Here is a 25,214-nt window from a genome sequence, read left to right as displayed (position 1 = left end):
GGTTCGCGCCGGACGGGACGGGCGATCGGTGGCGCTCGTCACGGGGTGCCGACGGGCAGCGGCTCCAACTCGAACCGGCCCAGCAACTCGGGCAGGAGTTCCTGCAACGCCGCGACGGTGCCGGAACGGTCCCCGCCCGCATCGTGCATGAGCACGATCGCCCCCGGCCCCATCTGCGTGCGGATCCTCGTCTCGATGGTGAGCGCGCCCGGCGCCCTCCAGTCCGACGGGTCCACGCTCCAGTGCAGCGGGGTCAGGCCCAGGTCGGCGCAAGCCGACACCACCGGGCGCGTCCAGGCTCCGCCCGGCTGACGGAAGTACGCGATCCGCGCGCCCGGCGCGGCGGCCAGGATCGCGTCGTTCGTGCGCAGGATGTCGGCCCGGATCGTCGCCGGGGACCGCTTGCCCAGGTCGACGTCGTGCTCCCAGGAGTGGTTGCACAGGGTGTGCCCCTCGGCCACGATCGAGCGGATCAGGTCCGGATGGGCCTCGGCGTTCTCGCCGACCACGCAGAACGTCGCCTTCACGCCGTACTGCGCCAGCAGCGCGAGCACCTGCGGCGTCCAGCGGGGGTCGGGGCCGTCGTCGAAGGTCAGCGCGACCCGGGACGAACCGGTGACGACCAGGCTGCCGTACGGGCCGTCGCCGTCGGGCTCGACCGGGGCGGCGTCCGGCGCGGCGTCGGGGCTCGGCCGGGCGCTGGCCGTACCGCCGGGGAAGTCGGTGCCGGGTGGCTGCTCGCCGTACCGCGGCCCGTTGAGCGTGGTGGCGACGCCGGCGGCCGACGGATGCGGGTCGGGCACCAGGCTGCGGCCCAGCGCGAACGCCGAACCGAGCAGGCCGGCCAGCACGACGGTCACGAGCCCGGCGGCGCGCAGCGTCGAGCCCCGCATCAGCGGCACCGGCCGTTCGTCGCCCCCGTGGTAACCGCGCGCACCGTCGCCCCCTTAAGCCCGACAATTCCGGCAGCCAGGATATGGCTGACTGATCGGGCAAAAAGGGCATACGAGAAAAGTGCCCTCTAGCGAGGTGGGGCGTGGGCGGTCAGACCGGCAGCGGGGCGGGCTCCGACTCCGGCAGCGAGCGCGACGGCGGGACGACGAACTTGTAGCCCACCTGGCGGACGGTGCCGATCATCGACTCGTACTCCGAGCCGAGCTTGGCGCGTAGCCGCCGCACGTGTACGTCCACCGTCCGGGTGCCGCCGAAGTAGTCGTAGCCCCAGACCTCGCGCAGAAGCTGGTCCCGGGTGAACACCCGCCCCGGGTGCTGGGCCAGGAACTTCAACAGCTCGAACTCCTTGTACGTGAGGTCGAGCGGCCGGCCCTTCAGCTTCGCGGCGTACGTGTCCGGGTCGATGTTCAGCTCGCCGGCCCGGATCGAGCCGCCGGCGCCCGCGGTGGCGTTGCTGAGCCGGCCCACAGCGAGCCGCAGGCGAGCCTCCACCTCGGCCGGCCCGGCGCCGGCCAGGATCACGTCGTCGACGCCCCAGTCCGCGTTCAGCGCGATCAGCCCGGCCTCGGTGACGACCGCGACGAGCGGTACGCCGAGCCCGGTGGCGTGCAGCATCCGGCACGTGGCACGCGCCTCGCTCAACTCGGAGCGGGCGTCCACCAGGACGGCGTCCGGGGTCGGGCCGGAGACCAGTGTGCGGACGTCGCGGGGTGCGGTGCGAACCGAGTGTGGCAGCAGGTCGAGTGCCGGCAGCACCGCCGACGGCTCACCGGCCCGCGCGGTCACGAGCAGCAGGAGCTCCACGATCACCTCCGTCCCGGCGGCCTTCCGGCCGCGCGCGACCAGTGACACGCCCAGGTGGGGGGCGGCACTGTGAACTTGCGTGGGTCCCGGCGTCGTCGACGGGCGGGTAACGGCCTGAGCGTAACCGATGGACCGGCCGTCACCTTCGCGCGATTTACCGTTTGCCCTTTCTGCCCTCGATCGCGGCGCAGGTTTTAACGTCGCCGAAACCGGGACCTCCGCCGAACCGCCCGGGTCTGGCACGATCGGAGCGTGTTTCCCTCCACCTCGCGCGACACCGGTCGTGAACCGTGGGCCGACGATCCGTCCGCCGGGCCGTCCGGCCCCGCCCGTGGCTACCCGCCCGCCCCGCGTACCGGCCCCGCCGAGGAGGGCGACCGGCCGGAACGCAAGGGCCCGCGCCGGCTGCGCAAGGGCGGTCCCGGCCGGCGTCCCGACGACGAGTCCGACGAGGAGCCCGAGGAGGAGGTGCCGCCGGTCCCGGTACGCCGCCCTCTGGCGCTCACCGTCGCCGGCTTCGCCGCGCTGCTCGGCGTCGGCCTGGTGCTCGGCGCGCAGACCTCGGGCCCGGGGCACCGGCTGCCGTTCGCCGCGATCATCTTCGGCGTCCAACTGCTGTTCGTGCTGGCCTGGACGATGGCCATGCGGCCGCCCGCGCTGCTCGTCGTCGCGCTCGTCAGCGCCGCGACGGCGGCAATCGCCGACGTCGCCGCCGTGCGGTCGGACATCGCCGGCCTGGGCCCGCTCGGCTACGCCGCCGCGGCCGGGCTCCTGCTCGCCGTGCTGGGGCAGCTCGTACGGCGGGTGGACCGGGTCCGGGTGACCGACTCGCTCGGCGGCACCCTGCTCATCGTGATGGGTGTGGTCGCCTTCGCCACGCTCATCGTGCTCAGCCGGATCCCCAAGGGCACCCAGGCGATCACGGTCTGCCTCACCGCCGCCGGGGTGGCGTTGCTCGTCGCCCGGCTCACCGACGCGGTCGCGCCGTGGCCCCGGCTCGCCCCGCAGGTGCCGCGCGGCGCGGCGGGCGTGGTCGTCGGCGCCATGCTCGGCACGCTCACCAGCGCCGTCCTCGGCAGCTACCTGGTCGGTTTCACCCCGACCAGCGCCGCCCTGGTCGGGGTGGTCAGCGCGGCCACCGCCGTCCTGGCCGACCTCGCGGTCGGGTACGCCGAGGCGGGCCGGCTGATGGCCGGTGAACCGCCGACGATGTGGGTGGCCCGGCACATGCAGGGACCGCTGGGCGGGTTCGCGCTGGCCGCGCCCGCCGCGTACGCCATGTGCGTGCTGTTCCTCTGAGGCGGTTGGGGAAGATTCGCCTCGGGTAAGTACGGTTGCGCCGCGAGGCGCGGTGACGGGGGCGAGGACGGGAGGCGGCGTGGCAGAGGCGTATCCGGCGGAGGGCCGACCCCGGCGACGGGGCCGGAAGGTGCTGATCGGCTTCATCGTCCTGCTGCTGGTGCTGGCCGGTCTGCTCGTCGTCGCCGACCGGGTCGCCGCCGGCGTGGCCGAGCGCGCCATCGCCGACCAGGTCCGGCAGGAGATCGCCAAGCAGGACGCGCAGTCCGCCGCGCCGCAGGTCGAGGTGGGTGGCTTCCCGTTCCTCACCCAGGTGCTCGACGGCCGCTACGAGCGCATCTCGATCCAGCTCACCGACGTGCGCGGCGACGTGCAGGGCGACGCGGTCGAGGTGCCGAAGCTGGACGTGGACGCGCGCAACGTGACCGCCTCGCTGGACACGCTGCGCTCCGGGCGGGGCGACGTGGTGGCCGAGAGCGTGGACGGGCGGGGCACCGTCACCTACGAGAGCCTGGCCAAGCTGCTGGACCGGCCCGGGCTGACGCTCGGCGAGCGCAACGGCAAGCTGGCGGTCACCGCCCCGGTGGACGTCCTCGGCATCAAGCTCACCGTCAACGGCACCGCCGACGTCACGGTGGCCGGCAACAAGGTGGCACTGCGCTTCAACGACCTCACCGCCGACGGCCTGCCGAACGTGCCGCTGGCGCGGGCCGCGCTGACCCGGTACGCGCAGGGCATCTCGATCGACGTGCCGCTGCCTGAGCTGCCGTTCCAGCTCAACCTGCGCAAGGTGGAGCCGAAGCCGGAGGGCCTGGTGGTCACGGCGGACGCGGCGAACGTGCCGATCAACTCCGCCGGCTGAACAGCCGGCCTGCCGTCAACTCCGCCGGCTGAACAGCCGGCCTGCCGTCAACTCCGCCGGCTGAACAGCCGGCCTGCCGTCAACTCCGCCGGCTGAGGCCGGCACCGGCCGGCCCCGGGGAGCGGGCCGGCCGTCCCGGATGCTGGTCGGCCTGGTGGCAGCTGTGGCCCCGGCTGGTAATCTCCCTGCCCATGGGGACCCACCTCACCAAACGGCGCGCGGTCGACCTGTGCCGCGTGGCCACCTGCCTGTGTCGCCCCGTCATCTGACGGCGGGGCTGTCTCCGGTCGCCTGAACGGCGGTCACCCAGGGTCCACGAACCTTCCCGGTTCCCCCCCTCCTCAACGCCCGGCAGCGGCGCCGTCGCACGTACCCGTGATCCGTTCCTAGCTCAGGGTCCGCGTGTGGTGCGACAACCATCGACATCGATCTCCACGCGCAGGCTCACCAAACCATCCTCACCAGGGAGTGATCTGATGAGTCGCGACACCGCACTCGTCTCGGCCGAGTGGGCCGAGAAGAACCTCGGCGCCCCGGGCGTCGTCTTCGTCGAGGTCGACGAGGACACCTCGGCCTACGACACCGGCCACATCGCCGGCGCCGTCAAGCTGGACTGGCGCACCGACCTGCAGGACCAGGTCCGCCGGGACTTCGTCAACAAGAGCCAGTTCGAGGCGCTGCTGTCCGACCGGGGCATCGCCAACGACGACACCGTGATCCTGTACGGCGGCAACAACAACTGGTTCGCCGCGTACGCGTACTGGTACTTCAAGCTCTACGGCCACCGCGACGTGAAGCTGCTCGACGGCGGCCGCAAGAAGTGGGAGCTGGACGCCCGTCCGCTCGTCACCGACGCGGTGGAGCGGCCGAAGACGCAGTACGTCGCGCAGGAGCCGGACACCTCGATCCGCGCGTTCCGCGACGAGGTGGTCGACGCGATCGGCACCAAGAACCTGGTCGACGTGCGCAGCCCCGACGAGTTCGCGGGCCGCCTGCTCGCTCCCGCCCACCTGCCGCAGGAGCAGGCGCAGCGGGCCGGCCACATCCCGACCGCCATCAGCGTTCCGTGGTCCAAGGCGGCCAACGAGGACGGCACGTTCAAGTCCGACGACGAGCTGCGCAAGATCTACGCCGACGCCGGGCTGGACGACAGCAAGGAGACGATCGCGTACTGCCGGATCGGCGAGCGCTCCTCGCACAGCTGGTTCGTGCTCCAGGAGCTGCTCGGGCACCGCAACGTGAAGAACTACGACGGTTCCTGGACCGAGTACGGCTCGCTCGTCGGCGTGCCGGTGGCGCTCGGCGACGAGCCGGGGGAGGCCTGATGACCGCCGCCTCCGCCGCCTCGACGGCTGCCGCCGGCTGCGCCGCGCCGGACCAGTCCGCCCCCCTCCCGGCGGGCCTGGACCTGGAGAAGGAAACAGTGATCACCGGCCGCGTGCTGGCCGAGTCCGGTGAGGTCGTGCCGGGCGCGTACGTGCGCCTGCTCGACTCGACCGGCGAGTTCACCGCCGAGGTGGTGACGTCGGCGGCCGGGCAGTTCCGGTTCTTCGCCGCGCCGGGCTCGTGGACGCTGCGGGCGCTGTCCCGCCACGGCAACGGCGACACCGCCGTGTCCGCGGCCCGCGGGATCAACGAGGTGACCGTCTCGGTCGCCGCCTGACCCACGCTCTGATCGTGGCCCGCCGCCCCACCCGGGTGGCGGGCCACGAGCCGTTCCGGCGACTGTGCGTCTCGCTCGTGGCTGGCAGGCTGGACGGCGGTGCGCACCGGACGCGCCGGAGGGGGATCAGGTGCCCGACGACGCCGCTGCCCACGCCCGCCGCTATCTGATCGACTTCATCGACGGCAACCGGGGCGAGGAGGTCGTCCGCGAACTCCAGCGCACCGAGGGGCCCGGCCGGCGGCGCCCGTTCGACGTCTCGGTGGCAAGCCTCGACACCGACCTGTCGTTCCTCACCAAGCGGGCCACGCTCGTCACCGGCAAGCTGGTCCTCTCCCAGCCCGGCGGCGAGCGCTGCTATCTGGCCAACCGGGAGACCTGCAAGCGGTGCGGCAAGGATCCGGAGCACTGCGGCCGGGACTGCCGGTACGGGGACATCCAGATCGACCAGCTCTTCGCCGAGTGCGACGACCTGGGCCGCCTCGGCGCGTACCTGCGGGACTGCGCGCCGCTGCTGGAGCTGGGGCAGCTCGTCTACTTCCCGCAGACCTTCCGCCGCAGCCATCTGGAGTCGCGGGCGCCGGACGCGCAGTCCACCTCGTCGCCGTTCGACACCATGGGTCGGATCGAACTGGGCGACAACCCGGACCGCACGCTCGACCTGATCGTCAAGGGGCACCGGGTCGTCGACGTGCCGAGCGGGGATCCGGTGAAGGCACGGCTGGTCACCCCGCTGCTCCAGCTCGACCTGCCGATGCTGGAGGGCACCTCGCTGCGCGACTACTGCGCCATCCTGACCCAGGAGGGCGACGCGCTCGCCGCGACCCAGGCGTACCTGCGGGGCCGGATGCTGGAGGTCGACACCGATCCGGACAGGGCGCTCGTGCAGCTCGCGAAGCTCGACGCGGAGATCCGGGAGGGCGTGCGGGCGGCCCGGGCCGAGGTCGCCCGGGTGTCCCGGCGCTCGGCCGTGCAGGCCGCCGGCGCGGCGGTGGCGACGGTCGCGGCGACCCTGGTGGCGGTCGAGGGCACGCATCTGGCGCCGGTGCTCGGCATGCTGGGCGCGGGCGGGTTCTTCTCCGCCGTGCTCGCCGCCGACCAGTACGCCGACCGTCGCGGCGAGCTGCGGCAGCGCCCCTTCTACCTGCTGTGGCTGCTGTCCCGCCGGTCGGTGCCGGTCTGAGCGAGGGTGCCGAGGCGCAGCCGGGCAGCTCGCCGGTCCGTGACACCATGGCCGGGTGACTGCCGTCGAGACGGGCTACGCCCCGCCCACCCCGCCCGGCCGGCCCGGCCCCGGTGGCCGACGCCGGCTGCGCTGGCTGACGGCCGCCACCTTGGCGTGGGCCGTGCTGCTCGCGGGTCTGACCTGGTGGTCGGTGCGTACGGACGCGCCGACGGTCAAGGAGCAGCGGTCGCTGGACCAGGCCGGCCCGGTGGTGGACCGGGCGATCGGTGAGCTGACCGCCGCGGTCGGCGCCGCGGGCGTACCGGCGCTCCTTCCGGACCGCCTGGAGCGCGGTTGCCGGATCACGCCGATGGACGACGGCGCGACGCTGGAACGCGGCGTCGAGGTGGCGATCGGGGGCGACGACGTACGCGAGGTGCTGCGCGGCGTCGCCGACCGGCTGCCGTCGGGCTGGCGGGCCGGCGTGTCGACGCTCGACGGCGAGCCGCTGCTGCGCGCCGACGCGGGCGAGTTCGTCACGGTCGAGGGCCGGGCCGGTGGTCCGGGCCGGGTGCTGCTCACCGCGGCCACCGGCTGCCGCCCGATGGGTTCCGGCTACCGGGCCCCGTCCGCCGACGCCGCCTCCGAGTCGGCCGTGCTGGCGGCGGCGCTGGGCCGGTGGGGCGGCGCGTCCGGGCCGGTCCAGGTGCTCGCTGCGCCCTGCCCGGGCGGCGGGACGGCCCGCACCGCCCGGTCCGAGGCGGCGGCGCCGGCTGATCAGTCGCTGGCCGCCGCGTTCGGCGGCGGCGTCGCGCCGGTGGTGGACTCGGCAGACGCGTACGCGCGTCCGGGCGATCCGGCGGTGCTGGCGCTGCGGGCCGGGGAGCGGGTCCGGGTCGCGGTGACCACGCCCTGTCCGGCCTGACGTCAGCCGCCGGGCAGCGTGAGCGCCGGGGGCGACGGCTGTTCCTCGTGCGGCTCCCGGCTGCGGCCCAGCGCGTCCACCCGGCCCCAGCGGCCCGGGATGTCGAGCAGTTCCACCCGGCCCATCCCGGGCGGCACGGCCGGGTCGATGATCAGGTGCTCGCCCTGCGGTTCCAGCCCGAGGATCACCCGTAGCAGCAGCAGCGGCGTGCCGGCGGACCACGCCTGCGGGCTGCACGCGGTGGGGTACTCCACGGGGTAGTCGGTGAGGCCGCGTTCGTAGCCGGCGAACACCTCGGGCAGCCGCCCGTCGAAGTAGTGCGACGCGCTGAGCAGGGCGTCGCAGATCTGGCCGGCCTCCTGCCGGAAGCCGTACCGCCACAGGCCCCAGGCGATGATCGAGTTGTCGAACGGCCACACCGTGCCGACGTGGTAGCCGACCGGGTTGTACCGGCCCTGGTCGTCGGCGAGCGTGCGTACGCCCCACCCGGAGAACAGGCGCGGGCCGAGCAGGTGGGCGGCGACGGCCGGCGCCCGGGACTCCTCGACGATGCCACTCCACAGCAGGTGGCCGATGTTGGAGGTGAGCGCGTCGACCTGCCGGCCCAGCGGGTCGAGCGCCAGCGCGTAGTACTCCCGGTCCGGGATCCAGAAGTCGCGGTTGAACCGTTCCTTCAGCTCCGCCGCCTCGTGTTCCAGCCGGTCGGCGTACGTCGGGTCGTTCCAGTAGGTGCGGGCCATGCGGGCGCCGCGCAGCTTCGCGTCGTACGCGTACCCCTGCAGTTCGCACGTGGCCCGGGGGAACTCGGGCATCTGCCCGTCGGCGTAGGAGATGGCGTCCGGCGAGTCCTTCCAGCACTGGTTCGGCAGGCCGGTCTCCGGGTTGCGGGACATGTACCAGACGTAACCGGTGCCGAGCAGGTCGCCGTACGTGTCCAGCCAGGTCAGCGCCGCGCGGGTCTCGTATTCCAGCTTGCGCACCAGGTCGGCGTCACCGGTCCACCGCTCGTACTCGTCGAGCAGGATCACGAACAGCGCCGTGGTGTCGGCCGCGCCGTAGTACGGCGAGTGCGGCTGCTCCTCGAAGCCGGCGGTCTCGCCGTAGCGCAGCTCGTGCAGGATCTTGCCGGGCTCCTCGTCCCGGAAGTCGTCGACCCGGCTGCCCTGGAGACCGGCGAGCATGACGATCGTGGGCTTGACCATCTCGGGCAGGAACGGCAGCACCTGGAGCGAGGTGAAGATGCTGTCCCGGCCGAACAGCGTCATGAACCAGGGCAGGCCGGCGGCGAGCAGCCGGACGCCGAGCGTGATCGACTCGTACCGGAGGGCGGCCAGGTCGTTGAGGCTGCGCCGGTACGCCCCGGCCAGCGGTTCGCAGTCGCAGCCCAGCTTCGGCGCGCGGCTGATCAGGGCGCTCTGTTCCGCCTCGATGTCGGCCGCCGTGCGCTCGCCGCCCAGCGGCAGGACGGCCCGGATGTCCTCGCCCCGGGCGCCGTAGATGACCGTGTCGATGTGCAGCCGGGTGGTCCACTCGCCGTGCGGTCCGACCCGGATCCGGAACGTCATCCCGTTCTCGTCGACCTCGGCCGGCGCGCTGCTGGTCACCAGCGTCTCGCGGTGGAACGCCCGCCTGCGGTAGGTCAGCCGCAGCGCGTTCGTCTCGACGGTGGGGGTGGTGTGTCCCTTCTTGTTCCGCTGGTGCTTGATCTCGAACAGGTCGGCGAAGTCGGAGCCGATCTCCAGCCGGAGCCCGAACTCCTTCTCCTGCTCGGAATGGTTGAGCAGGGTCAGTTCCTCGTCGAGACTGCCGCCGATCGCGCGACTGCGGATGACCGAGACCTTCGCGTCCAGGTAGTGCGTCGGCTCGCCGGGGACCAGGAAGAACCGGGTCTTGTACGACAGCGAGTCGTCGATGGAGAGCGCGTGCAGGGGTTCCCCGTCGAGGGTGAGGATCCAGGTGGAGAGGAACCGGGTGTCGAAGGAGAACAGCCCGGTGGGGAAGTCGTACGACGGCTGGATGTTGCCGCGATCGTCGCTGACCAGGAACGTGTTGCCGTCGAGGATGCTGACCCGGTCCTTCACGCCAGCCGCCGGACGTGTTCGCGGGCGGCGTCCCGCGGATCCCGTACGTCGGGCCGGGCCGGCAGGAACCGGCGGAACGCCAGGAACAGCACGACGTGCCCGCTGAACGTGGCCTCGTTGCGCAGCACCGCGGCCATGCCGGCCTCCCGGCCGGTGACCAGCTTCTCGAACAGTTCGGTGGAGAGAGTCAGCACGCCGTCGGCCTGCCGTTGCTCCTCCTGGCTCACCTGGGCCGAGCCGGGGGCCAGCGTCAGGTACCAGTGTTCGGTGCGGTTGCCGTCGGCCAGGTCGATCTGGAGCGTGCCGCCGATCGGGCTGTTCAGCACTGACGCGGCGCGCGCCGGCAGCGACGCGAAGAACTGTCGGATGGCCTCACTCACGTTCACATCGTAGGCGTAATCCGGACATGCCGGGTCAGGATCGACGCACCGGGCAGAGTGGACATCCCGGGCGGACTGCTCAGTAGACCAACGCCTGCGCGCCCTCTGCCATCGCCTCCTCGACGAACACCGCGGCGCCCGCGATGCGTACGCCGGGGATGACGTCGTCCGGGCCGATGTCCCGCCGGGCCGCGCACTGGGTGCATGCGGTCACCCGGCCCGTGGTCAGGACCACGTGCAGCAGTTCGCCGAGCGGCGCGGAGTGTGGCAGCTCGAACGTCTGCGCCCGCCCGGGGAGCGCGAACCAGGTGGACTCGCCGGTGAGCCAGAGCGAGACGTCCACCCCGGCCGCGGCTGCGGTCGAGGCGACTGTGAACGCCTGGGCGCAGCGTTCCGGGGAGTCCGCGCCGGCGGTGGCCTTGACGACGAGAGTGCGCGCCATGCCGCCAGCATAGGATGACCCGGATGGTTACCGAGATCGGGTTCGTCAGCCTGCTGGTCGCCGGCCTGGGCGCGCTCGCCGGTGGCCTGGTCTATGTCGCAGTGCGAATCGCTAGAGGTAAGTGGTGAATCTGTGAGTGAGAATCCGCTTCAGCCGCCGTGGTTGAACGCGCCGCCGGTCGACCCGTACCCGTACGAGGAGAGCCACGACCTGCGCGTCGGCCCGAAGCTGCACCCGAGCCTGGACGCCCTGCTGCCGTACGTCGGGGTGTGGCGTGGCCGGGGCCGGGGTGGGTTCCCGACGATCGAGGACTTCGACTACGCGCAGGAGATCCGGATCAGCCACGACGGCCGGCCGTTCCTGTTCTACGAGTCGCGGGCCTGGATCCTGGACGAGCAGAGCCGCGCGGTCCGCCCGGCCGGCCGTGAGGTGGGCTGGTGGCGTCCGGTGCTCGACGGTGAGCGGGTGACCGACGAGCTGGAGGCGCTGATGACCACGCCCACCGGCGTGATGGAGTTGCACATCGGCAAGCGCAAGGGCACCCAGATCGAGTTCGTCACCGACGCTGTCGTGCGTACCGCGACGGCGAAGGAGGTCACCGCCGGTGCCCGGCTGTTCGGCATCGTCGAGGGCGCCCTGCTCTACGCCCAGGAGATGGCCGCCGTGGGCCAGCCCTTGAGCCCGCACCTCTCCGCCCGCCTGACCCGGGTGGCCGGCTGACCGCCACCCCCGCCGTTGTTCCCGGCGATCATGAAGTTGGCGGCGACAAATCGGGCAACCGGCGCCGCCAACTTCATGGTCAACGGGGGAAGTTCAGGAGGGTTTGTAGGCGGGTGGTCAGCGGGGAACTCGGACGGGGGGTTCCGTTCAAGGCCGTGATCTCAGCGACGCCGCGTAGGGAGCTGGTCAGCCAGACGCCTTCGGCCTCGTGCAGGTCGGCCACGGTGGGCAGGCGCTCGGCCGCGGTCAGGTTCAGCTCGGCCGCCCGTTCCAGCAGATGAGCCGCGGTCACGCCGGGCAGGATTCCGGTCTGTGCCGCCGGGACCGTGCGGAGCGTCCCGCCGCTCAGCCACACCACGTTGGCGGTGGGCGCCTCCAGCACGTAGCCGTCGGTCGAGACCCAGAGCACGTCGTCCACGCCGGTCCGCTGCGCCCACCGCCGGGCAGCGGTGCTGAGCGCGTACGAGGTGGACTTCACGCCGCTCGGCAGCCACTCCAGCTGCGGGCGGGACCGGGCGGCCACCCCGAGCGGCAGCGTGGCCACAGTCACCCCGTCCCGCCGGGCCAGGCGGGCGGCCGGCGGCACCTCGCCGAGCGTGGCGTACACCGTGGGCGGCCCACCACCCTCCGGTCCCCGGGTGCAGATCAGCCGCAGCGCGCCCTCGGTGTGCGCGGGCCAGTCGGCGCAGACCGCGTCCATCAGCTCGACCAGCGCGGCGTCCGGTGGCAGCCGCATGTCGATCGCCGCCGCGCCGGCCCGCAGCCGGGTCAGGTGGGCCTCGCGCAACCAGGGGCGGCCGTCGCGCAGGTGCAGCGTCTCGAACAGGCCGTCGCCGTGCAGGACGCCCCGGTCGTCGCCGCGCAGCACCGGCTCACCCGCCGGTACGAGCCCTCGGCCGAGTACCGCCACCCGTGTCGTACCCACTGGCGCAGCGTAGTGGCGTACCCCCGGCGGCGGACCGGCCGGCGCGGCGGCCGAACTATGATCGAAGGGTGTCCGAATCCTCCCTCGCGGAAATGCTCCGCGCGCGCGGGCTGCGGCTGACGGCGCAGCGGCAGCTGGTGCTCCAGGCCGTCCTGGATCTGGGGCACGCCACCCCCGAGCAGGTGCACACGGCGGTCCGCGAGGTGGCGGCCGGCGTCAACATCACCACCATCTACCGCACGCTTGAGCTGCTGGAACGGCTCGGCCTGGTGACGCACACGCACCTGTCGCACGGTTCGCCGACCTACCATGCGGCGGGTGAGCACCAGCACGTGCACCTGGTGTGCCGGGAGTGCGGGGCGATCGACGAGATCGCGCCGGAGATGCTCCGTCCGCTCGCCGACCAGCTGGACGAGCAGCGTGGGTTCAAGGTCGACATCGGGCATGTCGCGCTCTTCGGGGTCTGCGGCCGCTGCGCACAGGACGGGGAACGCACATGATCGACATCGCGGGAGCGGTGACCACCGACGCCATCGACGACCAGACCCGGGACCAGCCGGAGCCGGCCCACCGGGCGGCCGGGGTCGGCCCGGTGGCCGCCCACTACGGCGACCCGATGCGCGAGCAGCGGCTCCTGGCCACCGGCGTCGGCCTGGTCGACCGCTCACACCGGGGCGTGGTCGCGGTGCCGGGCGAGGAGCGGATCAGCTGGCTGCACACGCTCACCAGCCAGCACCTGGCCGCACTGGCACCGTGGCAGGGCACCGAGCTGCTGGTGCTCTCCCCGCACGGGCACGTCGAGCAGCACGCGATGGTCGCCGACGACGGCGAGACCACCTGGCTGGACACCGAGCCGGGGATGACCGAGGGCCTGCTGTCATACCTGGAGAAGATGCGGTTCTTCAGCAGGGTCGACCCGCGCGACGCCACCGCCGACCACGCGCTGCTCTCGCTGGTCGGGCCGGAGGCGCCGGCCGCGCTGGACACGCTCGGCGTCACCGGGCTTGCCGCTCCCGACGTGGTCGCGGTGCCGGGTCCGAAGTTCCGTTCCGGCGAGATGCCCGCGCGGCCCTCGGTGGTGTACGACGTCAAGCCGCTGCCGGTGGGTGGCTGGGCCCGGCGGGTGGCGCTCGGCGTCGACCTGCTGGTGCCCCGGGCGGGCATGGACGAGGTGGTGGCGGAGCTGCGCGGCGCCGGTGTGCCGGTGGCCGGACTGTGGGCGTACGAGGCGATCCGGGTGGCCGCCAAGCGGGCCCGGGCCGGCGTGGACACGGACCACCGGACGATCCCGGCCGAGGTGGACCTGATCGCACGGGCCGTGCACCTGGACAAGGGCTGCTACCGGGGGCAGGAGACGGTGGCCCGGGTGCACAACCTGGGCAAGCCGCCCCGCCGGCTCGTCCTGCTGCACCTCGACGGCGTGGCGAGCGACCAGCCGCCCGTCGCCGGTACGCCGGTGACGCTCGACGGCCGGACCGTCGGCTTCGTGGGTACCGCCGTGCAGCACTACGAGCTGGGCCAGGTGGCGCTCGCCGTCCTGAAGCGCAACACGCCCGACGACGCCCGCCTGCTCGTCGGCGAGAGCGCCGCCGCGATCGACGCGTAGGAAGGGCCCCTTCGTAACGCCCCCGGTGGCGGAAGGATCCCTTCCTGGCGCCGCTCGCACCGGAAATCCTCCGGTCGACCAGGTGCCGGGCGCCGGTCTAGGATCCGGGGCATGACGACAGGGACGTTGATCACGGTTGCCCCCACCGGCGCGGAGTCGGCGAAGGCGGAGGTGCCGGCGCTGCCGGTGACGCTCGACGAGCTGCTGCTGACCGCCAAGGAGTGCGAGGCGCTCGGCGCCGCCGTGATCCACGTCCACATCCGCGACGACGACGCGCGGCCCACGCTCGACCAGGGGCGGCTGCGCGACACGGTGGCCGCGCTGCGGGAGAACACCGACCTGATCGTGCAGCTCTCCTCCGGCGGCGCGGTGACCGACCCGGAGTCCGCCCGGCTGGCGGTGCTGGATGCCGGGCCGGACATGGCGTCCTGCACCATGGGCACTGTCAACTTCGGCGACGACGTGTTCCTCAACCGGTGGGAGTTCATCGTCGACCTGCACACCCGCATGCAGGAGCGGGGCGTCGTCCCCGAGTACGAGATCTTCGACCTCGGTCACCTCACCGCGTTGCAGCGGCTGCTCGGCAAGTACGGCCTGCCGCACGGCGGGCACGTGCACGTCGACTTCGTGATGGGGGTGCCGGGCGGCATGCCGGGCACCACGGCGACTCTCGTGGCGGCCCAGCAGATGCTGCGCGACCTGCCCGAGGGCACCACGTTCTCGGCCACCGGCATCGGGCGCAGCACCATCCCGGTGATGCTCGCCTCGCTGTCGACCGGCGGTCATCTGCGCGTCGGCATGGAGGACACGGTCACGTACGCCAAGGGGCGTCCGGTGGAGTCCAACATGCAGCTCGTCGCGCGGGCGGTGGGCTTCGCCCAGCTCGCCCAGCGTCCTCCGCTGACCACTGCCGAGGCCCGTACGCTGCTCGGCCTCCCGGCCGTCGCCCGGTAAGCGGCGTACCCAGCAGCGACCCCGTACCGCCCCGGTCGACGTCGCAGGTCACCCCGCCGCCGACCGGGTCCGTCCCCTCGGTACGGTCCATACCGTGGGAAAAACGTACGAGGGCGGCGTGCCGCTCGCCGAGGTGGTCCGGTCCGGCTTCGTGGAGGGCGTCCACCGGGGTTCCGTGGTGGTGCTCGACGCCGCCGGTGAGCCGGTCGCCGGGGCCGGCGACGTCACCTCGCCGATCTTCCCGCGCTCGTCGAACAAGCCGATGCAGGCGATCGGGATGCTCCGGGCCGGGTTGCCGCTGACCGACCCGGCCGACATCGCGCTGGTCGCGGCGAGCCACGCGGGCGAGGAGTTCCACGTCGAGCGGGTGACCGCGCTGCTGCGCGACGCCGGCCTGACCGAGGACGCGTTGCACTGCCCGCCGGACCTGCCGTTCGGCGAGGCCGCCCGGGAGGCGGTGCTGCGGGCCGGCGGCGGCCCGGCCCGGGTGCTGATGAACTGCTCCGGCAAGCACGCCGGCATGGTGCGAACCTGCCTGGCCGCCGGCTGGCCACTGGACGGCTACTGGCGGCCCGAGCACCCGCTCCAGCAGTGCCTGACCACCACGATCGAGGAGATCACCGGTGAGCGGGCGGCGGCGGTCGGCGTGGACGGCTGCGGCGCGCCGGTGCTGGCCGTCTCGCTGACCGGGCTGGCGCGGGCGTTCCTGCGGCTGGTCGACGCCGAGCCCGGCACCGTCGAGCGGACCGTGGCGGACGCGATGCGGACGTACCCGGAATTGGTCGGCGGCACCCAGGCGGAGGACACCCGGCTGATGCGCGGCGTACCCGGCCTGCTCGCCAAGATCGGCGCGGAGGGCGTGATCGCGGCGGCGATCCCGGACGTCGGCGCCGTGGCCCTGAAGATCGACGACGGTGCCGCGAGAGCCCGCACACCCGTCCTGGCGTCCGCGCTGTCCCGCCTGAACGTGCGCGCCCCCATCCTCGTCGAGTACGCCGAGCCACCCCTGCTCGGCGGCGGCCTCCCGGTGGGTTCCATCCGCCCCACCTGGTGACCCCCGCCCCCGCCCTCCCTCTCCGGCCCCCGGCGATCTTGCACTTACCGCCCTGGCAGAACGCGCATCCCAGGCGTGCCGAGGGCCGCAAGTGCAAGATCGACGCGCAGAGGGGGGAGGGTGAGTCAGGGGAGGAAGGGCAGGAGGGCCGTGTTGACCTCGGTGGGGCGCTCCAGGGGGAGCAGGTGAGCGGCGTTCGGCACGTCGGGGAGGCGTACGCCGTTCGGGGCCTCGTCGGCGATGCGGTCGGCCAGGCGGCGGATGTCGGCCAGGTCGTCGGCGCCGGTGCCGACGAGCACCGGTACGCGCAACTCGCCCAGCCGGTCGATGGCCGGCGGGTCCAGCTCGCCCACCTCGATCGCGCTCAGCGCCTGCTCGGCGGCGAGCGCCCGGCGGTCCATCTCCTCGGCGAACCGGATCAGCTCCGGGTCGACGTCCTCCGGTCGGCGGGTCGGGCCGACCACCCAGAACCGCACCTCGCCGGCGGCGGTGGCGGCGAAGTCCTCCGGGTCCACGTCACCGACCAGTTCCTCCCAGAGCTGCTCGGTCTCCTCGGACCACTCGTTGCCGGAGACCGGCGCGCCGAACAGCGCCAGCGCCGAGACCCGCTCCGGGTGGGCGAGCGCGGCGTCCACCGCCACCCGGCCGCCGAACGAGCACCCGACGAGCGCGGCGCGTTCGATGCCCAGCGCGTCGAGCAGCCCGATCACGTCGTCGTGATGGGCGAACGGCGCGGGCGGCAGTTCCGAGTCGCCGTAGCCGCGCAGGTCCAGCGCGATCACCCGGTGTCGCTGCGCGAGCGCCGGGACCTGCTCGCGCCACATCCGCCGGTCGGCGATGCCGGCGTGCAGCAACACCACGGCGGTGCCGGTGCCGCTCTCGTCGTACGCGAGCTGGGCGCCGTTGATATCGATCTTGGTCACGGGAGGGAACGGTACGGACCGGACATGGCCTCCGCAACCCGTCTTCGGTGACCCCGCTAACTCTGGCTAGCGTTTTGCTTGCAGGAGTTAGCGGCCCGAGCTAGCGTTGAGTCATGGCCACCAGCAAGGACCTTCCCGATGTCGGCGGGTTCATTCGCGACCTGCGGCGCAACGCGAAGATCTCACTGCGCCAGCTCGCCGAGCAGGCGGGCGTCAGCAATCCCTACCTGAGTCAGATCGAGCGCGGGCTGCGCAAGCCGAGCGCCGAGGTGCTCCAGCAGCTCGCCAGCGCGCTGCGCGTCTCCACCCCGGCGATGTACCTGCGTGCCGGGCTGCTGGACGACAAGGAGGGCCAGGGCGTACTCGCGGCGATCGCCGTCGACCCCGAGCTGACCATGGCCCAGAAGCAGTCGCTCACCCAGATCTACGAGACGTTCCGGCGCGAGAACGCCCGCCTGGCCGAGGCGACCGAGGCCGCCACCACGACGGAAGCGGCCACCACGGCCGAGACCACCGAGACGGCCACCGCGACTGAGGCCCCGGCCACCGTCGCGGCGGCCGCGACCGGTCCGGTCACGCCGGAGGGCACCCCGACCGAGGCGGTCCTCGAATCGGTAGCCGTCACCGAAGCGGGTGCCGCGCCCGCCCCGACCACAGCCGCCCCTGAGCACACGACCGCCCGCCGGGCGGCCCGGAAGGCCGCCGGTGCGGCCGAGGAGGAGCAGTCATGACCACCCAGCCGAAGACCAACCGCATCCCCGCACCCCTCTACGCCGCCGCCGGCGCCGGTGAGCTGGCCCTGGAGCAGCTGCGCAAGCTGCCCACCGTGGTCAGCGGCCTCGGCACCCGGGTCGTGACCGACCTCGGCGGCAAGGCCGTCGTCACCGGTTTCGAGCTGCGCCAGAAGGCCACCGAGACGCTGAAGACCGCCAACCAGACCGCCACCGGGCTGCGCGAGCGGGCCGTCGCCACCGACCTCGACCAGCTCCGTGAGGCCGCCAACCTGGAGAAGCTGCGCGAGGCCGCCAACCTGGACAAGCTGCGCGAGGCCGCCACCCGCAACGCCGCCGTCGTGGTGGCCGGTGCGCACGCCGCGCAGGAGCGCGCCCTGGCCGCGTACGCCGAACTGGTCGCCCGCGGTGAGCGCGTCGTCGGCGCCGGCGTGCTGGAGGCCGCCGACACGGTGAACGCCGACATCGCGGCCACCGAGGCCACCGGCATCGACGTGGCCCCGAAGGCCGACGAGACCCCGAAGGCCGACGAGGCCCCGACGGCCGTCGCCGCGACGACCGAGGTGCCCAGCCCGGCCGAGGTGGCCGAGGCGGTGGCCGCCAAGCCGGCCGCGGTGAAGCGCACCCGCGCCACCAAGGCGACCGCGACCAAGGCCGTCGCCAAGACGACCGCCACCAAGGCGACCAAGCCGGCCACCCCGTCGGCGAAGCTGCCGAAGACCACGAAGCGGACCCGCCCGGCCGCCGAATGATCTGATGCTCCACCGAGACCCCGGACAACGTCCTGTCGGACGTTTCCGGGGTCTCGGCATAAGCTTGCACCCATGGCCACCGCCGCGCCGATCTTCGCGTTCGCAGTCCAAAGCGTGATCCAGCTGATCCTGCTCGTCTTCGCCCTCGTCGTTCAGGGGGTGGCGCTGGTGCACGCGGTCACCCAGCGCGGCGACGGATTCGCCGCGATCGGCACGCTGCCCAAGGGTGGCTGGATCGCCATCCTGGCGGTCTGCCTGGCGCTCACCCTGCTCGGCTTCGGCCCGATCAGCCTGTTCGGACTGGTCGGCATCGCCGCCGGTCTCATCTACCTGCTCGACGTGCGGCCCGGCCTGCGGGACCTGCACGACGGCCGAGGGTCCTGGTGAGAGGTTTCCGCTGGCCTCCGCCACCGGACGGCGGTCCCCGCACCTGGGGGCCCGGTCCCGGCGCGCCCCGCACCGGGCGGCCCGCGCTGCCCGAGCCGGAGACGGAGCTGGTCGCCACCCCGCACGGGGCGAGCCTGGAACGGCTGGTCACCGGCACCGGTGACCCGGTCACCGTGTTCGCGCACGGGCTGGGCAGCGGCATCGCCACCACCCGCCCGTTCGGCAGCGGCGTGGCCGGGCGGCGCATCTTCTTCCAGTTCCGCGGGCACGGCCGCTCCGACTCCCCGCCCGGGCGGTGGAGCTACCTGGACCTCGCCCGTGACCTGCGAGCCGTCGCCGACCTGGGCGGCGCGACCCGGGCGTTCGGCGCCAGCCTCGGCGCGGGCGCGCTCTGCCGGCTGCTCGTGGAGAGCCCGGAACGCTTCGAGAAACTCGTCTTCTTCCTGCCCGCCGTGCTGGACACGCCGCGCGGCGAGGTGGCCCGCGCCCGGCTCACCGGCCTGCTCGACGCGGTGGCCGAGGGCGACGCTTCGGCGCTGGCCGACGCGGTGTCGCTGGAGCTGCCGCCGTCGGTGCGCAACACCCCGGCCGGGTGGGCGTACCTGCGGCAGCGGCTCGACCAGCTGCTGCGCGACGGGCTCGCGCCGGGGCTGGCCGACCTGCCCGCCCAGGCCCCGCTCGACGACGCCGGGTCGCTCGCCGCGGTCACCGCGCCGGCCCTGGTCATCGCCGCCGCCGAGGACGACCTGCACCCGGTCGGCGTCGCCGAACGGCTCGCCGCCGCGCTCCCGAACGCCACACTGCACGTGTACGACCGGCCCGGCGTGCTCTGGACCGAACGCGCCGACCTGCGGGAGCGCGTCTCGGAGTTCCTGAACGGGTAACGTCGCCGTCCATGGGCGTCACACACCACGGCCGTACGCACCGGCTCGACCTCGCCGACCCGACCCTGCGCGAGTGGACCTGCCGGGTGCTGGCGGCCGATCCCGAGCAGGGCATCGTGCTGGACCGGTCCGCGTTCTACCCCGGTGGCGGCGGGCAGCCGCCGGACCACGGGGTGCTGCTCTGGCAGGGCGTACAGACCCGAATCGTCGGCACCCGCAAGGGCGACGACCTGTGGCTGATCCCGGCCGAGGGTGACCCGCTGCCGCCGGTCGGCACCGAGGTGGCCGGCGCGGTGGAGGACACCCGCCGGACCATGCTGATGCGTACCCACTCCGGGCTGCACGTGCTCTGCGGCGTGGTGTTCCGCGATTTCGGCGCGCTCGTGACCGGCGGCAACATGGAGCCGGGCGAGGCCCGGATGGACTTCAACCTTCCCGAGGTGCCGCCGGACTTCAAGGCCCGCATCGAGGAGCTGGTGAACGCCGAGGTGGCCGCCGACCGGTCGGTGGCCGTGCGGGTGCTGCCGCGCGCCGAGGCGCTCGCGCTGCCGGACATCATCCGTACCCAGTCGAACCTGATCCCGCCGGAGGAGCAGGAGGTGCGGATCGTCGACATCGTCGGGTTGGACGTGCAGGCCGACGGCGGCACGCACGTCGCCTCCACCGCCCAGATCGGCAAGGTCCAGGTGGTCAAGGTGGAGAGCAAGGGACGGGCGAACCGCCGGGTACGCGTACGCCTGGCGGACTGACGACACCGTTCAGCGCGGCAGGTACGCCGCCCGGACGGCGAGCAGCCAGCGTTCCACTGTCTCCTCGTCCGGGCGCTCCGGCAGCGGCGAGCGGACCCGATCGAACTCCGCCTCGGCGGCCGCCACCAGGGCCTGCGCCTCGTCCAGCCCGCCACCTGCCACCCGCTCGCCGAACGCGCGGAACCAGCCCGGGTCGGCGAGGCGGATCTCCAGCACACCTGTCGCGTACAGCACCCGGCCCTGGTGCAGCAGCCGGGCGAGGTGCCGGGCGTGCTTCGCCGATCGCCGCCGCCCCTCTGCGTCGGCGGGCCGGCTGGCGAGTTTGCGGAACTGCTGCGAGGCGTACCCGAGGTAGGCGTCGCGGACCCGGGGCGCGCTCAGGAACGCCGACCGGATGGCGATCAGCTCCTCGCCGAATGCGGTACGGGTCTCGTAGCAGTCGTCGGGCAGCCACATCAGCTCGGTGGCGGTCGGGTTGCCGCTCAGCGCCAGCAGCGCGTACTTGCGGGCCTCGTGCAGCGTGACGTCCGGGTCGGTGGTCACGACCGACTCGCGGGGCGGGTGCAGGCCGTGGAACGCGACTGTGGGCGCGGCGAACACGCCGATCCGGTCGGTGTCCGAGCCGGGTCCGGCCAGCCCGTACGCGACCGAGCCGACGATCCCGGACAGCAGCAGGTGCATACCGGTGATGATCGCCCATCCGGGTCTGGAGGGAAACCGGACTTCCGCTGTCAGGTATCGGTGACACGGTGATCCCATGAACTCACCACTCACCGGAAAGGTCGCGCTCGTCGCGGGCGCGACCCGGGGCGCAGGCCGGCAGATCGCCGTGCAGCTCGGCGCCGCCGGGGCCACCGTCTACGCCACCGGCCGCACCACCCGCGAGCGCCGCTCCGAGATGGCCCGGCCGGAGACCATCGAGGAGACCGCCGAGCTGGTCACCGCCGCCGGAGGCACCGGGATCGCCGTCGCGGTCGACCATCTCGACCCCGAGCAGGTACGCCGCCTGGTCGAGCGGATCGACGCCGAACAGGGCCGCCTCGACGTCCTCGTCAACGACGTCTGGGGCGCGGACCCGCTGATCACCTGGGAGAAGCCGGTCTGGGAGCAGCCGCTCGACGCCGGGTTCCGCACGCTGCGGCTGGCCGTCGACACGCACATCATCACCAGCCACTTCGCGTTGCCGCTGCTGATCCGCAAGCCCGGCGGGCTGGTCGTCGAGGTCGGCGACGGCACCAAGGAGCACAACGACCGGGAGTACCGCCTGTCGGTCTTCTACGACCTGGCCAAGGTGTCGGTGAACCGGCTCGGCTTCAGCCAGGCGCACGAGCTGGCCCCACACGACTGCACCGCCGTCTCGCTCACGCCCGGCTGGCTGCGCTCGGAGGCGATGCTCGAACACTACGGCGTCACCGAGGCCACCTGGCGCGACGCCGCGAAGACCGAGCCGCACTTCGTCATGTCGGAGACGCCTGCGCTCGTCGGGCGTGCGGTGGCAGCCCTGGCCGCCGACCCGGACCGGGCCCGCTGGAACGGGCAGTCTCTCGACAGCGGCGGCCTGGCCCAGGTGTACGGCTTCACCGACGTCGACGGCAGCCGCCCGCACTGGGCCCGCTACTACGAGGAGGTGGTCAAGCCGGGCAAGCCGGCCGACCCCGCCGGCTACCGCTGACCGGCGTCCTTCGACGGTGCGGTGTAGAGCGCCGCCGCGCGGCGGGCCGCCTCGGCGAAGCGTGCCCGCAGCCGCGGCGGCGCCAGCACCTCCACCTCCGGACCGAGCGCCAGCAACTGGGTGTACGCCACGTCCACCGACTCGACCGGCAGCCGCAGCACCAGCCGCCCTTGCTCGTCCGGCGGCCCGGCCGCGTCCACCGCCTCGGTGTAGACGAACGGCGCGTCCACCAGGTGCCGCAGCATGCGCAGCCCGGACGGGCCGAGCCGCACCGTCACCCGCTCCCGCAGCAGCTCGCGCAGGAACGGGCCCGCCTGCTCCCGCCAGTACGCCCCGAGGTCGAAACCCTCGTCCCGGTCGAAGCCGTCGGCGCCCACCTCGACCGCGACCACCCGGTCCACCCGGTACGTCCGCCAGGCGTCACCGACCCGGCCGACCAGGTACCAGACCCCGTTCTTCAGCACCAGCCCGTACGGCGCCAGCGTGCGGGTCACCTCACGGTCCCCGCGCCGGTAACGCAGCTCCACCGTCAGGTCCCGCCAGACCGCCCGGGCCAGTTCGGCGAGCGTCGGCGGCGCCGGGGTCTCCCGGAACCAGCCCGGCACGTCCAGGTGGAACCGTTGCCCGGTGCGGGCGGGCGCGTCCCGCAGGCTCGGCGGCAGCGCCGCGAGCACCTTCAGCTCGGCGGCGGCCACCGAGTCGGCGAGTCCCATGTCCCCGGCCGGTCCGGGCAGCCCGGCCAGGAACAGCGCCTCTGCCTCGTCCCGGCTCAGCCCGGTCAGCCGGGTCCGGTAGCCGCCGAGCAGCCGGTAGCCGCCGGCCCGGCCCCGGTCCGCGTACACCGGGACACCGGCGGCGGAGAGCGCCAGCACGTCGCGGTAGACGGTGCGCTCGGACACCTCCAGCTCGCGGGCCAGCTCGGCGGCGGTCATCGTCTCCCGGGACTGGAGCAGCAGCACAAGCGAGATCAGCCGGGACGCACGCACAGGCCCATTGTGGTGCACCGGGAGATTAGGCTGTGCCGTCGTGAACGCCTCCCGTACCGTCGCGCCGGTCACCGGCGCGGCCACCCGCTTCCTCGGCGGCGCCGGGCTGCTGCTGCGCGGCTTCGGCATGTACGTCCGCAGCCCGAAACTGATGCTGCTCGGCGTGATCCCGGCGCTGATCACCGGCGCGCTCTACGTGGCCCTGTTCGCCACGCTTCTCTACTTCGTGGACGACCTGGCGGGCTGGCTCACCCCGTTCGCCGACGACTGGTCGTCGCCCTGGCGCGGGCTGCTGCGGGTCGCCGCCGGGCTGGCGGTGGTCGGGGTCGCCGCGCTGGTCGGGGTGCTCACGTTCACCGCCGTCACGCTGGTCATCGGTGACCCGTTCTACGAGGCGATCTCCGAGCGGGTCGAGGACCGGCTCGGCGGTACGCCCGGCGCTGTGGACGTGCCGTTCTGGTCCTCGCTGCGGCGCAGCCTCGCCGACTCGCTGCGCCTGGTGGCGCTGTCCGCGCTGATCGGCGTACCCCTGTTCGCCGCCGGTTTCATCCCGGTGGTGGGACAGACGGTGGTGCCTGTGGTCGGCGCCCTGGTGGGTGGCTGGTTCCTGGCGCTGGAGCTGGTCGGCGCGCCGTTCTACCGGCGGGGGATGCGGCTGCCGGACCGGCGGTCGCGGCTGCGGGCCGACCGCCCGACCGCGCTCGGCTTCGGGGTGGCGGTCTTCCTGTGTTTCCTGATCCCGCTCGGCGCGGTGCTGGTCATGCCGGCTGCCGTCGCCGGGGCCGCGCTGCTGGCCCGCCGCTCGCTGGGCCAGCCCGTCGAGGAGGGCTGAGATGGACACCGTCCTGATCGAGGGGGACATCACCGCGCAGCAGGTCGACGCGATAGTCAACGCCGCCAACTCGTCGCTGCTCGGCGGCGGGGGAGTGGACGGAGCGATCCACCGGCGCGGCGGTCCGGCGATCCTGGAGGAGTGCCGGGCGTTGCGCGCCTCCCGCTACGGGCGCGGGCTGCCCACCGGCCAGGCCGTCGCCACCACCGCCGGCAACCTGCCCGCTCGCTGGGTGGTGCACACTGTCGGCCCGGTCTTCTCGCCGGGCGAGGACCGGTCCGCGCTGCTGCGCGACTGCTACGCCAACAGCCTGCGCGTCGCCGACGGGCTGGGCGCGACCGGGATCGCGTTCCCGCTGATCTCCGCCGGGATCTACGGCTGGCCGGTCGAGGACGCGGTGGCGCAGGCGCTCACCGTGCTGCACGCGGCCACGCCGGCGCACGTCACCGAGGCCCGGCTGGTGCTGTTCGGCGCCGACACGTACGCCACGGCGGTGCGGGTGGCCGCCGGGCTCAGGTGAGTTTGCGCCGGCACGACCACTGGCTGTCAACCGGCCGGTAGCCGAGCCGCTCGTTCACGGCCAGCATCGGCGCGTTCGCCTCGTCGTTCGAGGTGTACGCGGTCCGTACCCCACGCGCGGCGGCGGCGTGCAGCGCGGCCTGCTTGGCCAGCCGGGCCAGCCCTCGCCCCCGGTAGGCGGGCAGCGTGCCGGTGAAGTCCGACCACATCCGGTCGCCGTCCCGCTTGACCAGGCTCAGCGCGACCAGCTCCCCGTCCACCTCGGCGAGCGTGCTGGCCTCCCGGTCCAGCCCCGGGTTGTCCCAGCACTCGTGCCGCCACAGGTCGAAGCTGAGCGCGTCCGTCGGTACGTCCCCCGGCTCGTCCCGGGACGACTCGGCGTCGACCCGGTGCACCAGGCGCGGGTCGAGCCCGGCGGCGGGCACCAGCCGTACGCCCGGCGGCACCTGCGGCATCGGCTGGAGCGTGCTCAGGTCCAGCGCCGAGTAGCGCAGCTCCCGGCTGGGCGTGAAGCCGTGCCGCTGCGCGAACGGCAGCGACTCGGTACGGGCGTGAGTGAGCACCCGGGTGGACCCGAGGGTCCGCAGGTGACCGAGCGCGGCGTCGAACAGCGCGGTGCCGGCGCCCCGGCGGCGGTGCTCCGGGTGCACGTGCAGCAGGGCGATCTCGCCGACGCCCGGTGTGGAGGTATGCGTGTTGCGGTACGCCGACACCCAGCCGACCACCTGCCCGTTCGCCTCGGCGACCCAGGCCGCCCAGTCCTCGCCGGGCGGTGGTTCGGCGATCATGCGGCGGGTCGACTCGACGCCGCGCACCAGGTACGGGTAGACGAGCGCGCGCAACGCCACCACGGCGGGCGCGTCGTCGGCACGGGCGGGACGGATCAGGGCTCCACTCATCCGGCGGACCCTAGACCCGTCGTCGCCCGCGCCGCGACCGGTTAAA

Annotated in this window: 31 protein-coding genes; 21 read left to right on the top strand and 10 right to left on the bottom strand. The window is 73.4% G+C overall.

Going from position 1 to position 25,214, the window contains the following annotated elements; all coding sequences use genetic code 11:
* Positions 1-38: 38 nt before the first annotated feature.
* Both GA0070562_RS22025 and GA0070562_RS22020 read right to left on the bottom strand, forming a co-directional pair.
* Complete coding sequence (locus tag GA0070562_RS22025; RefSeq protein WP_091426008.1) at positions 39-893, bottom strand: polysaccharide deacetylase family protein; 855 nt, start codon at positions 891-893, stop codon at positions 39-41.
* A gap of 151 nt (positions 894-1,044) precedes the next feature.
* Complete coding sequence (locus tag GA0070562_RS22020) at positions 1,045-1,764, bottom strand: winged helix-turn-helix transcriptional regulator (RefSeq protein WP_176722767.1); 720 nt, start codon at positions 1,762-1,764, stop codon at positions 1,045-1,047.
* Between the two features lie 246 nt (positions 1,765-2,010).
* Between GA0070562_RS22020 and GA0070562_RS22015 the strand changes: the two genes are divergently transcribed.
* The 7 genes from GA0070562_RS22015 to GA0070562_RS21990 all read left to right on the top strand — a co-directional run bounded on the left by GA0070562_RS22015 (position 2,011) and on the right by GA0070562_RS21990 (position 7,672).
* Complete coding sequence (locus tag GA0070562_RS22015; RefSeq protein ID WP_091425433.1) at positions 2,011-3,057, top strand: hypothetical protein; 1,047 nt, start codon at positions 2,011-2,013, stop codon at positions 3,055-3,057.
* A gap of 79 nt (positions 3,058-3,136) precedes the next feature.
* Complete coding sequence (locus GA0070562_RS22010; RefSeq protein WP_091425430.1) at positions 3,137-3,919, top strand: LmeA family phospholipid-binding protein; 783 nt, start codon at positions 3,137-3,139, stop codon at positions 3,917-3,919.
* A gap of 191 nt (positions 3,920-4,110) precedes the next feature.
* Positions 4,111-4,188 (top strand): Ms5788A family Cys-rich leader peptide, encoded by a 78-nt coding sequence (locus tag GA0070562_RS31005; RefSeq protein WP_310503780.1) that lies wholly within the window; start codon positions 4,111-4,113, stop codon positions 4,186-4,188.
* Between the two features lie 207 nt (positions 4,189-4,395).
* A complete protein-coding gene (locus GA0070562_RS22005) occupies positions 4,396-5,244 on the top strand; it encodes a sulfurtransferase (protein WP_091425427.1) in 849 nt (282 codons plus the stop codon).
* Positions 5,244-5,582, top strand: coding sequence for a DUF1416 domain-containing protein (locus GA0070562_RS22000; protein ID WP_091425424.1), 339 nt, complete (start codon positions 5,244-5,246; stop codon positions 5,580-5,582). Before GA0070562_RS22005 ends, GA0070562_RS22000 begins: the two co-directional genes overlap by 1 nt.
* A gap of 130 nt (positions 5,583-5,712) precedes the next feature.
* Complete coding sequence (locus GA0070562_RS21995) at positions 5,713-6,765, top strand: hypothetical protein (RefSeq protein ID WP_091425422.1); 1,053 nt, start codon at positions 5,713-5,715, stop codon at positions 6,763-6,765.
* Between the two features lie 55 nt (positions 6,766-6,820).
* Entirely contained in the window at positions 6,821-7,672 is an 852-nt protein-coding gene (locus GA0070562_RS21990) for a hypothetical protein (protein ID WP_091425419.1), read from the top strand.
* A 2-nt stretch (positions 7,673-7,674) separates the two neighbouring features.
* Here GA0070562_RS21990 and GA0070562_RS21985 read toward each other — a convergent pair whose 3' ends face one another.
* The 3 genes from GA0070562_RS21985 to GA0070562_RS21975 form a co-directional block, all read right to left on the bottom strand.
* A complete protein-coding gene (locus GA0070562_RS21985) occupies positions 7,675-9,753 on the bottom strand; it encodes an amylo-alpha-1,6-glucosidase (RefSeq protein ID WP_091425415.1) in 2,079 nt (692 codons plus the stop codon).
* Complete coding sequence (locus tag GA0070562_RS21980; RefSeq protein WP_091425412.1) at positions 9,750-10,139, bottom strand: SCP2 sterol-binding domain-containing protein; 390 nt, start codon at positions 10,137-10,139, stop codon at positions 9,750-9,752. Before GA0070562_RS21980 ends, GA0070562_RS21985 begins: the two co-directional genes overlap by 4 nt.
* 73 nt (positions 10,140-10,212) lie before the next feature.
* The gene (locus GA0070562_RS21975; RefSeq protein ID WP_091425409.1) at positions 10,213-10,575 is read right to left on the bottom strand and encodes a DsrE family protein; all 363 of its coding nucleotides are present in this window, start codon (positions 10,573-10,575) and stop codon (positions 10,213-10,215) included.
* 23 nt (positions 10,576-10,598) lie between these two features.
* On the opposite strand from GA0070562_RS21975, the gene mtfM reads away from it, so the two are divergent.
* A complete protein-coding gene (gene mtfM, locus GA0070562_RS30940; protein ID WP_013288813.1) occupies positions 10,599-10,703 on the top strand; it encodes a small membrane protein MtfM in 105 nt (34 codons plus the stop codon).
* Entirely contained in the window at positions 10,669-11,295 is a 627-nt protein-coding gene (locus GA0070562_RS21970; protein WP_091425406.1) for a heme-binding beta-barrel domain-containing protein, read from the top strand. The genes mtfM and GA0070562_RS21970 overlap by 35 nt, the downstream gene beginning before the upstream one ends.
* Positions 11,296-11,374: 79 nt before the next feature.
* On the opposite strand, the gene GA0070562_RS21965 is transcribed toward GA0070562_RS21970, so the two are convergent.
* Positions 11,375-12,220, bottom strand: a complete 846-nt coding sequence (locus GA0070562_RS21965) for an aminotransferase class IV (RefSeq protein WP_091425402.1) — start codon at positions 12,218-12,220, stop codon at positions 11,375-11,377.
* Between the two features lie 92 nt (positions 12,221-12,312).
* On the opposite strand from GA0070562_RS21965, the gene GA0070562_RS21960 reads away from it, so the two are divergent.
* The 4 genes from GA0070562_RS21960 (at position 12,313) to GA0070562_RS21945 (ending at position 15,834) form a co-directional block, all read left to right on the top strand.
* Positions 12,313-12,720, top strand: coding sequence for a Fur family transcriptional regulator (locus GA0070562_RS21960; RefSeq protein ID WP_091425399.1), 408 nt, complete (start codon positions 12,313-12,315; stop codon positions 12,718-12,720).
* Positions 12,717-13,826: a CAF17-like 4Fe-4S cluster assembly/insertion protein YgfZ gene (gene ygfZ / locus GA0070562_RS21955; RefSeq protein ID WP_091425395.1), complete on the top strand. Its 1,110-nt coding sequence runs from the start codon at positions 12,717-12,719 to the stop codon at positions 13,824-13,826. The genes GA0070562_RS21960 and ygfZ overlap by 4 nt, the downstream gene beginning before the upstream one ends.
* A 111-nt stretch (positions 13,827-13,937) precedes the next feature.
* A complete protein-coding gene (locus tag GA0070562_RS21950) occupies positions 13,938-14,780 on the top strand; it encodes a beta-keto acid cleavage family enzyme (RefSeq protein WP_091425392.1) in 843 nt (280 codons plus the stop codon).
* Positions 14,781-14,874: 94 nt separating this feature from the next.
* The gene (locus GA0070562_RS21945; protein WP_091425389.1) at positions 14,875-15,834 is read left to right on the top strand and encodes an asparaginase; all 960 of its coding nucleotides are present in this window, start codon (positions 14,875-14,877) and stop codon (positions 15,832-15,834) included.
* 125 nt (positions 15,835-15,959) lie between these two features.
* On the opposite strand, the gene GA0070562_RS21940 is transcribed toward GA0070562_RS21945, so the two are convergent.
* Positions 15,960-16,757 carry an alpha/beta fold hydrolase gene (locus tag GA0070562_RS21940; protein ID WP_091425387.1) on the bottom strand — a complete coding sequence of 266 codons (798 nt, stop codon included), beginning with the start codon at positions 16,755-16,757 and terminating at the stop codon, positions 15,960-15,962.
* 113 nt (positions 16,758-16,870) lie between these two features.
* Here GA0070562_RS21940 and GA0070562_RS21935 point away from each other — a divergent pair, with 113 nt between their 5' ends.
* The 5 genes from GA0070562_RS21935 to GA0070562_RS21915 all read left to right on the top strand — a co-directional run bounded on the left by GA0070562_RS21935 (position 16,871) and on the right by GA0070562_RS21915 (position 20,260).
* The gene (locus GA0070562_RS21935; protein WP_091425385.1) at positions 16,871-17,488 is read left to right on the top strand and encodes a helix-turn-helix domain-containing protein; all 618 of its coding nucleotides are present in this window, start codon (positions 16,871-16,873) and stop codon (positions 17,486-17,488) included.
* Entirely contained in the window at positions 17,485-18,240 is a 756-nt protein-coding gene (locus GA0070562_RS21930; RefSeq protein ID WP_091425383.1) for a hypothetical protein, read from the top strand. Before GA0070562_RS21935 ends, GA0070562_RS21930 begins: the two co-directional genes overlap by 4 nt.
* A gap of 72 nt (positions 18,241-18,312) precedes the next feature.
* Complete coding sequence (locus tag GA0070562_RS21925; protein ID WP_091425380.1) at positions 18,313-18,627, top strand: DUF2516 family protein; 315 nt, start codon at positions 18,313-18,315, stop codon at positions 18,625-18,627.
* Positions 18,624-19,511 carry an alpha/beta fold hydrolase gene (locus GA0070562_RS21920; RefSeq protein WP_091425378.1) on the top strand — a complete coding sequence of 296 codons (888 nt, stop codon included), beginning with the start codon at positions 18,624-18,626 and terminating at the stop codon, positions 19,509-19,511. Before GA0070562_RS21925 ends, GA0070562_RS21920 begins: the two co-directional genes overlap by 4 nt.
* 11 nt (positions 19,512-19,522) lie before the next feature.
* Positions 19,523-20,260, top strand: a complete 738-nt coding sequence (locus tag GA0070562_RS21915) for an alanyl-tRNA editing protein (RefSeq protein ID WP_091425376.1) — start codon at positions 19,523-19,525, stop codon at positions 20,258-20,260.
* Between the two features lie 9 nt (positions 20,261-20,269).
* On the opposite strand, the gene GA0070562_RS21910 is transcribed toward GA0070562_RS21915, so the two are convergent.
* The gene (locus GA0070562_RS21910; protein WP_091425375.1) at positions 20,270-20,941 is read right to left on the bottom strand and encodes a nucleotidyltransferase domain-containing protein; all 672 of its coding nucleotides are present in this window, start codon (positions 20,939-20,941) and stop codon (positions 20,270-20,272) included.
* Positions 20,942-21,017: 76 nt separating this feature from the next.
* On the opposite strand from GA0070562_RS21910, the gene GA0070562_RS21905 reads away from it, so the two are divergent.
* Entirely contained in the window at positions 21,018-21,932 is a 915-nt protein-coding gene (locus tag GA0070562_RS21905) for an SDR family oxidoreductase (protein WP_091425373.1), read from the top strand.
* On the opposite strand, the gene GA0070562_RS21900 is transcribed toward GA0070562_RS21905, so the two are convergent.
* Positions 21,923-22,918 carry a helix-turn-helix transcriptional regulator gene (locus tag GA0070562_RS21900; protein WP_091425370.1) on the bottom strand — a complete coding sequence of 332 codons (996 nt, stop codon included), beginning with the start codon at positions 22,916-22,918 and terminating at the stop codon, positions 21,923-21,925. The genes GA0070562_RS21905 and GA0070562_RS21900 overlap by 10 nt on opposite strands.
* Positions 22,919-22,958: 40 nt before the next feature.
* On the opposite strand from GA0070562_RS21900, the gene GA0070562_RS21895 reads away from it, so the two are divergent.
* Both GA0070562_RS21895 and GA0070562_RS21890 read left to right on the top strand, forming a co-directional pair.
* Entirely contained in the window at positions 22,959-23,750 is a 792-nt protein-coding gene (locus tag GA0070562_RS21895; protein ID WP_091425368.1) for an EI24 domain-containing protein, read from the top strand.
* A gap of 1 nt (position 23,751) precedes the next feature.
* Positions 23,752-24,270, top strand: coding sequence for an O-acetyl-ADP-ribose deacetylase (locus GA0070562_RS21890; protein ID WP_091425365.1), 519 nt, complete (start codon positions 23,752-23,754; stop codon positions 24,268-24,270).
* Here the strand turns inward: GA0070562_RS21890 and GA0070562_RS21885 are convergent.
* Positions 24,263-25,168 (bottom strand): GNAT family N-acetyltransferase, encoded by a 906-nt coding sequence (locus tag GA0070562_RS21885; RefSeq protein WP_091425363.1) that lies wholly within the window; start codon positions 25,166-25,168, stop codon positions 24,263-24,265. The two genes, GA0070562_RS21890 and GA0070562_RS21885, sit on opposite strands and share 8 nt — an antisense overlap.
* Positions 25,169-25,214: the final 46 nt, after the last annotated feature.

This window comes from Micromonospora tulbaghiae (assembly GCF_900091605.1).
Lineage (GTDB): Bacteria > Actinomycetota > Actinomycetes > Mycobacteriales > Micromonosporaceae > Micromonospora > Micromonospora tulbaghiae.
The sequence above is the reverse complement of the archived record's forward strand: the minus strand, read 5'-3'. Positions and strand labels throughout refer to the sequence as shown.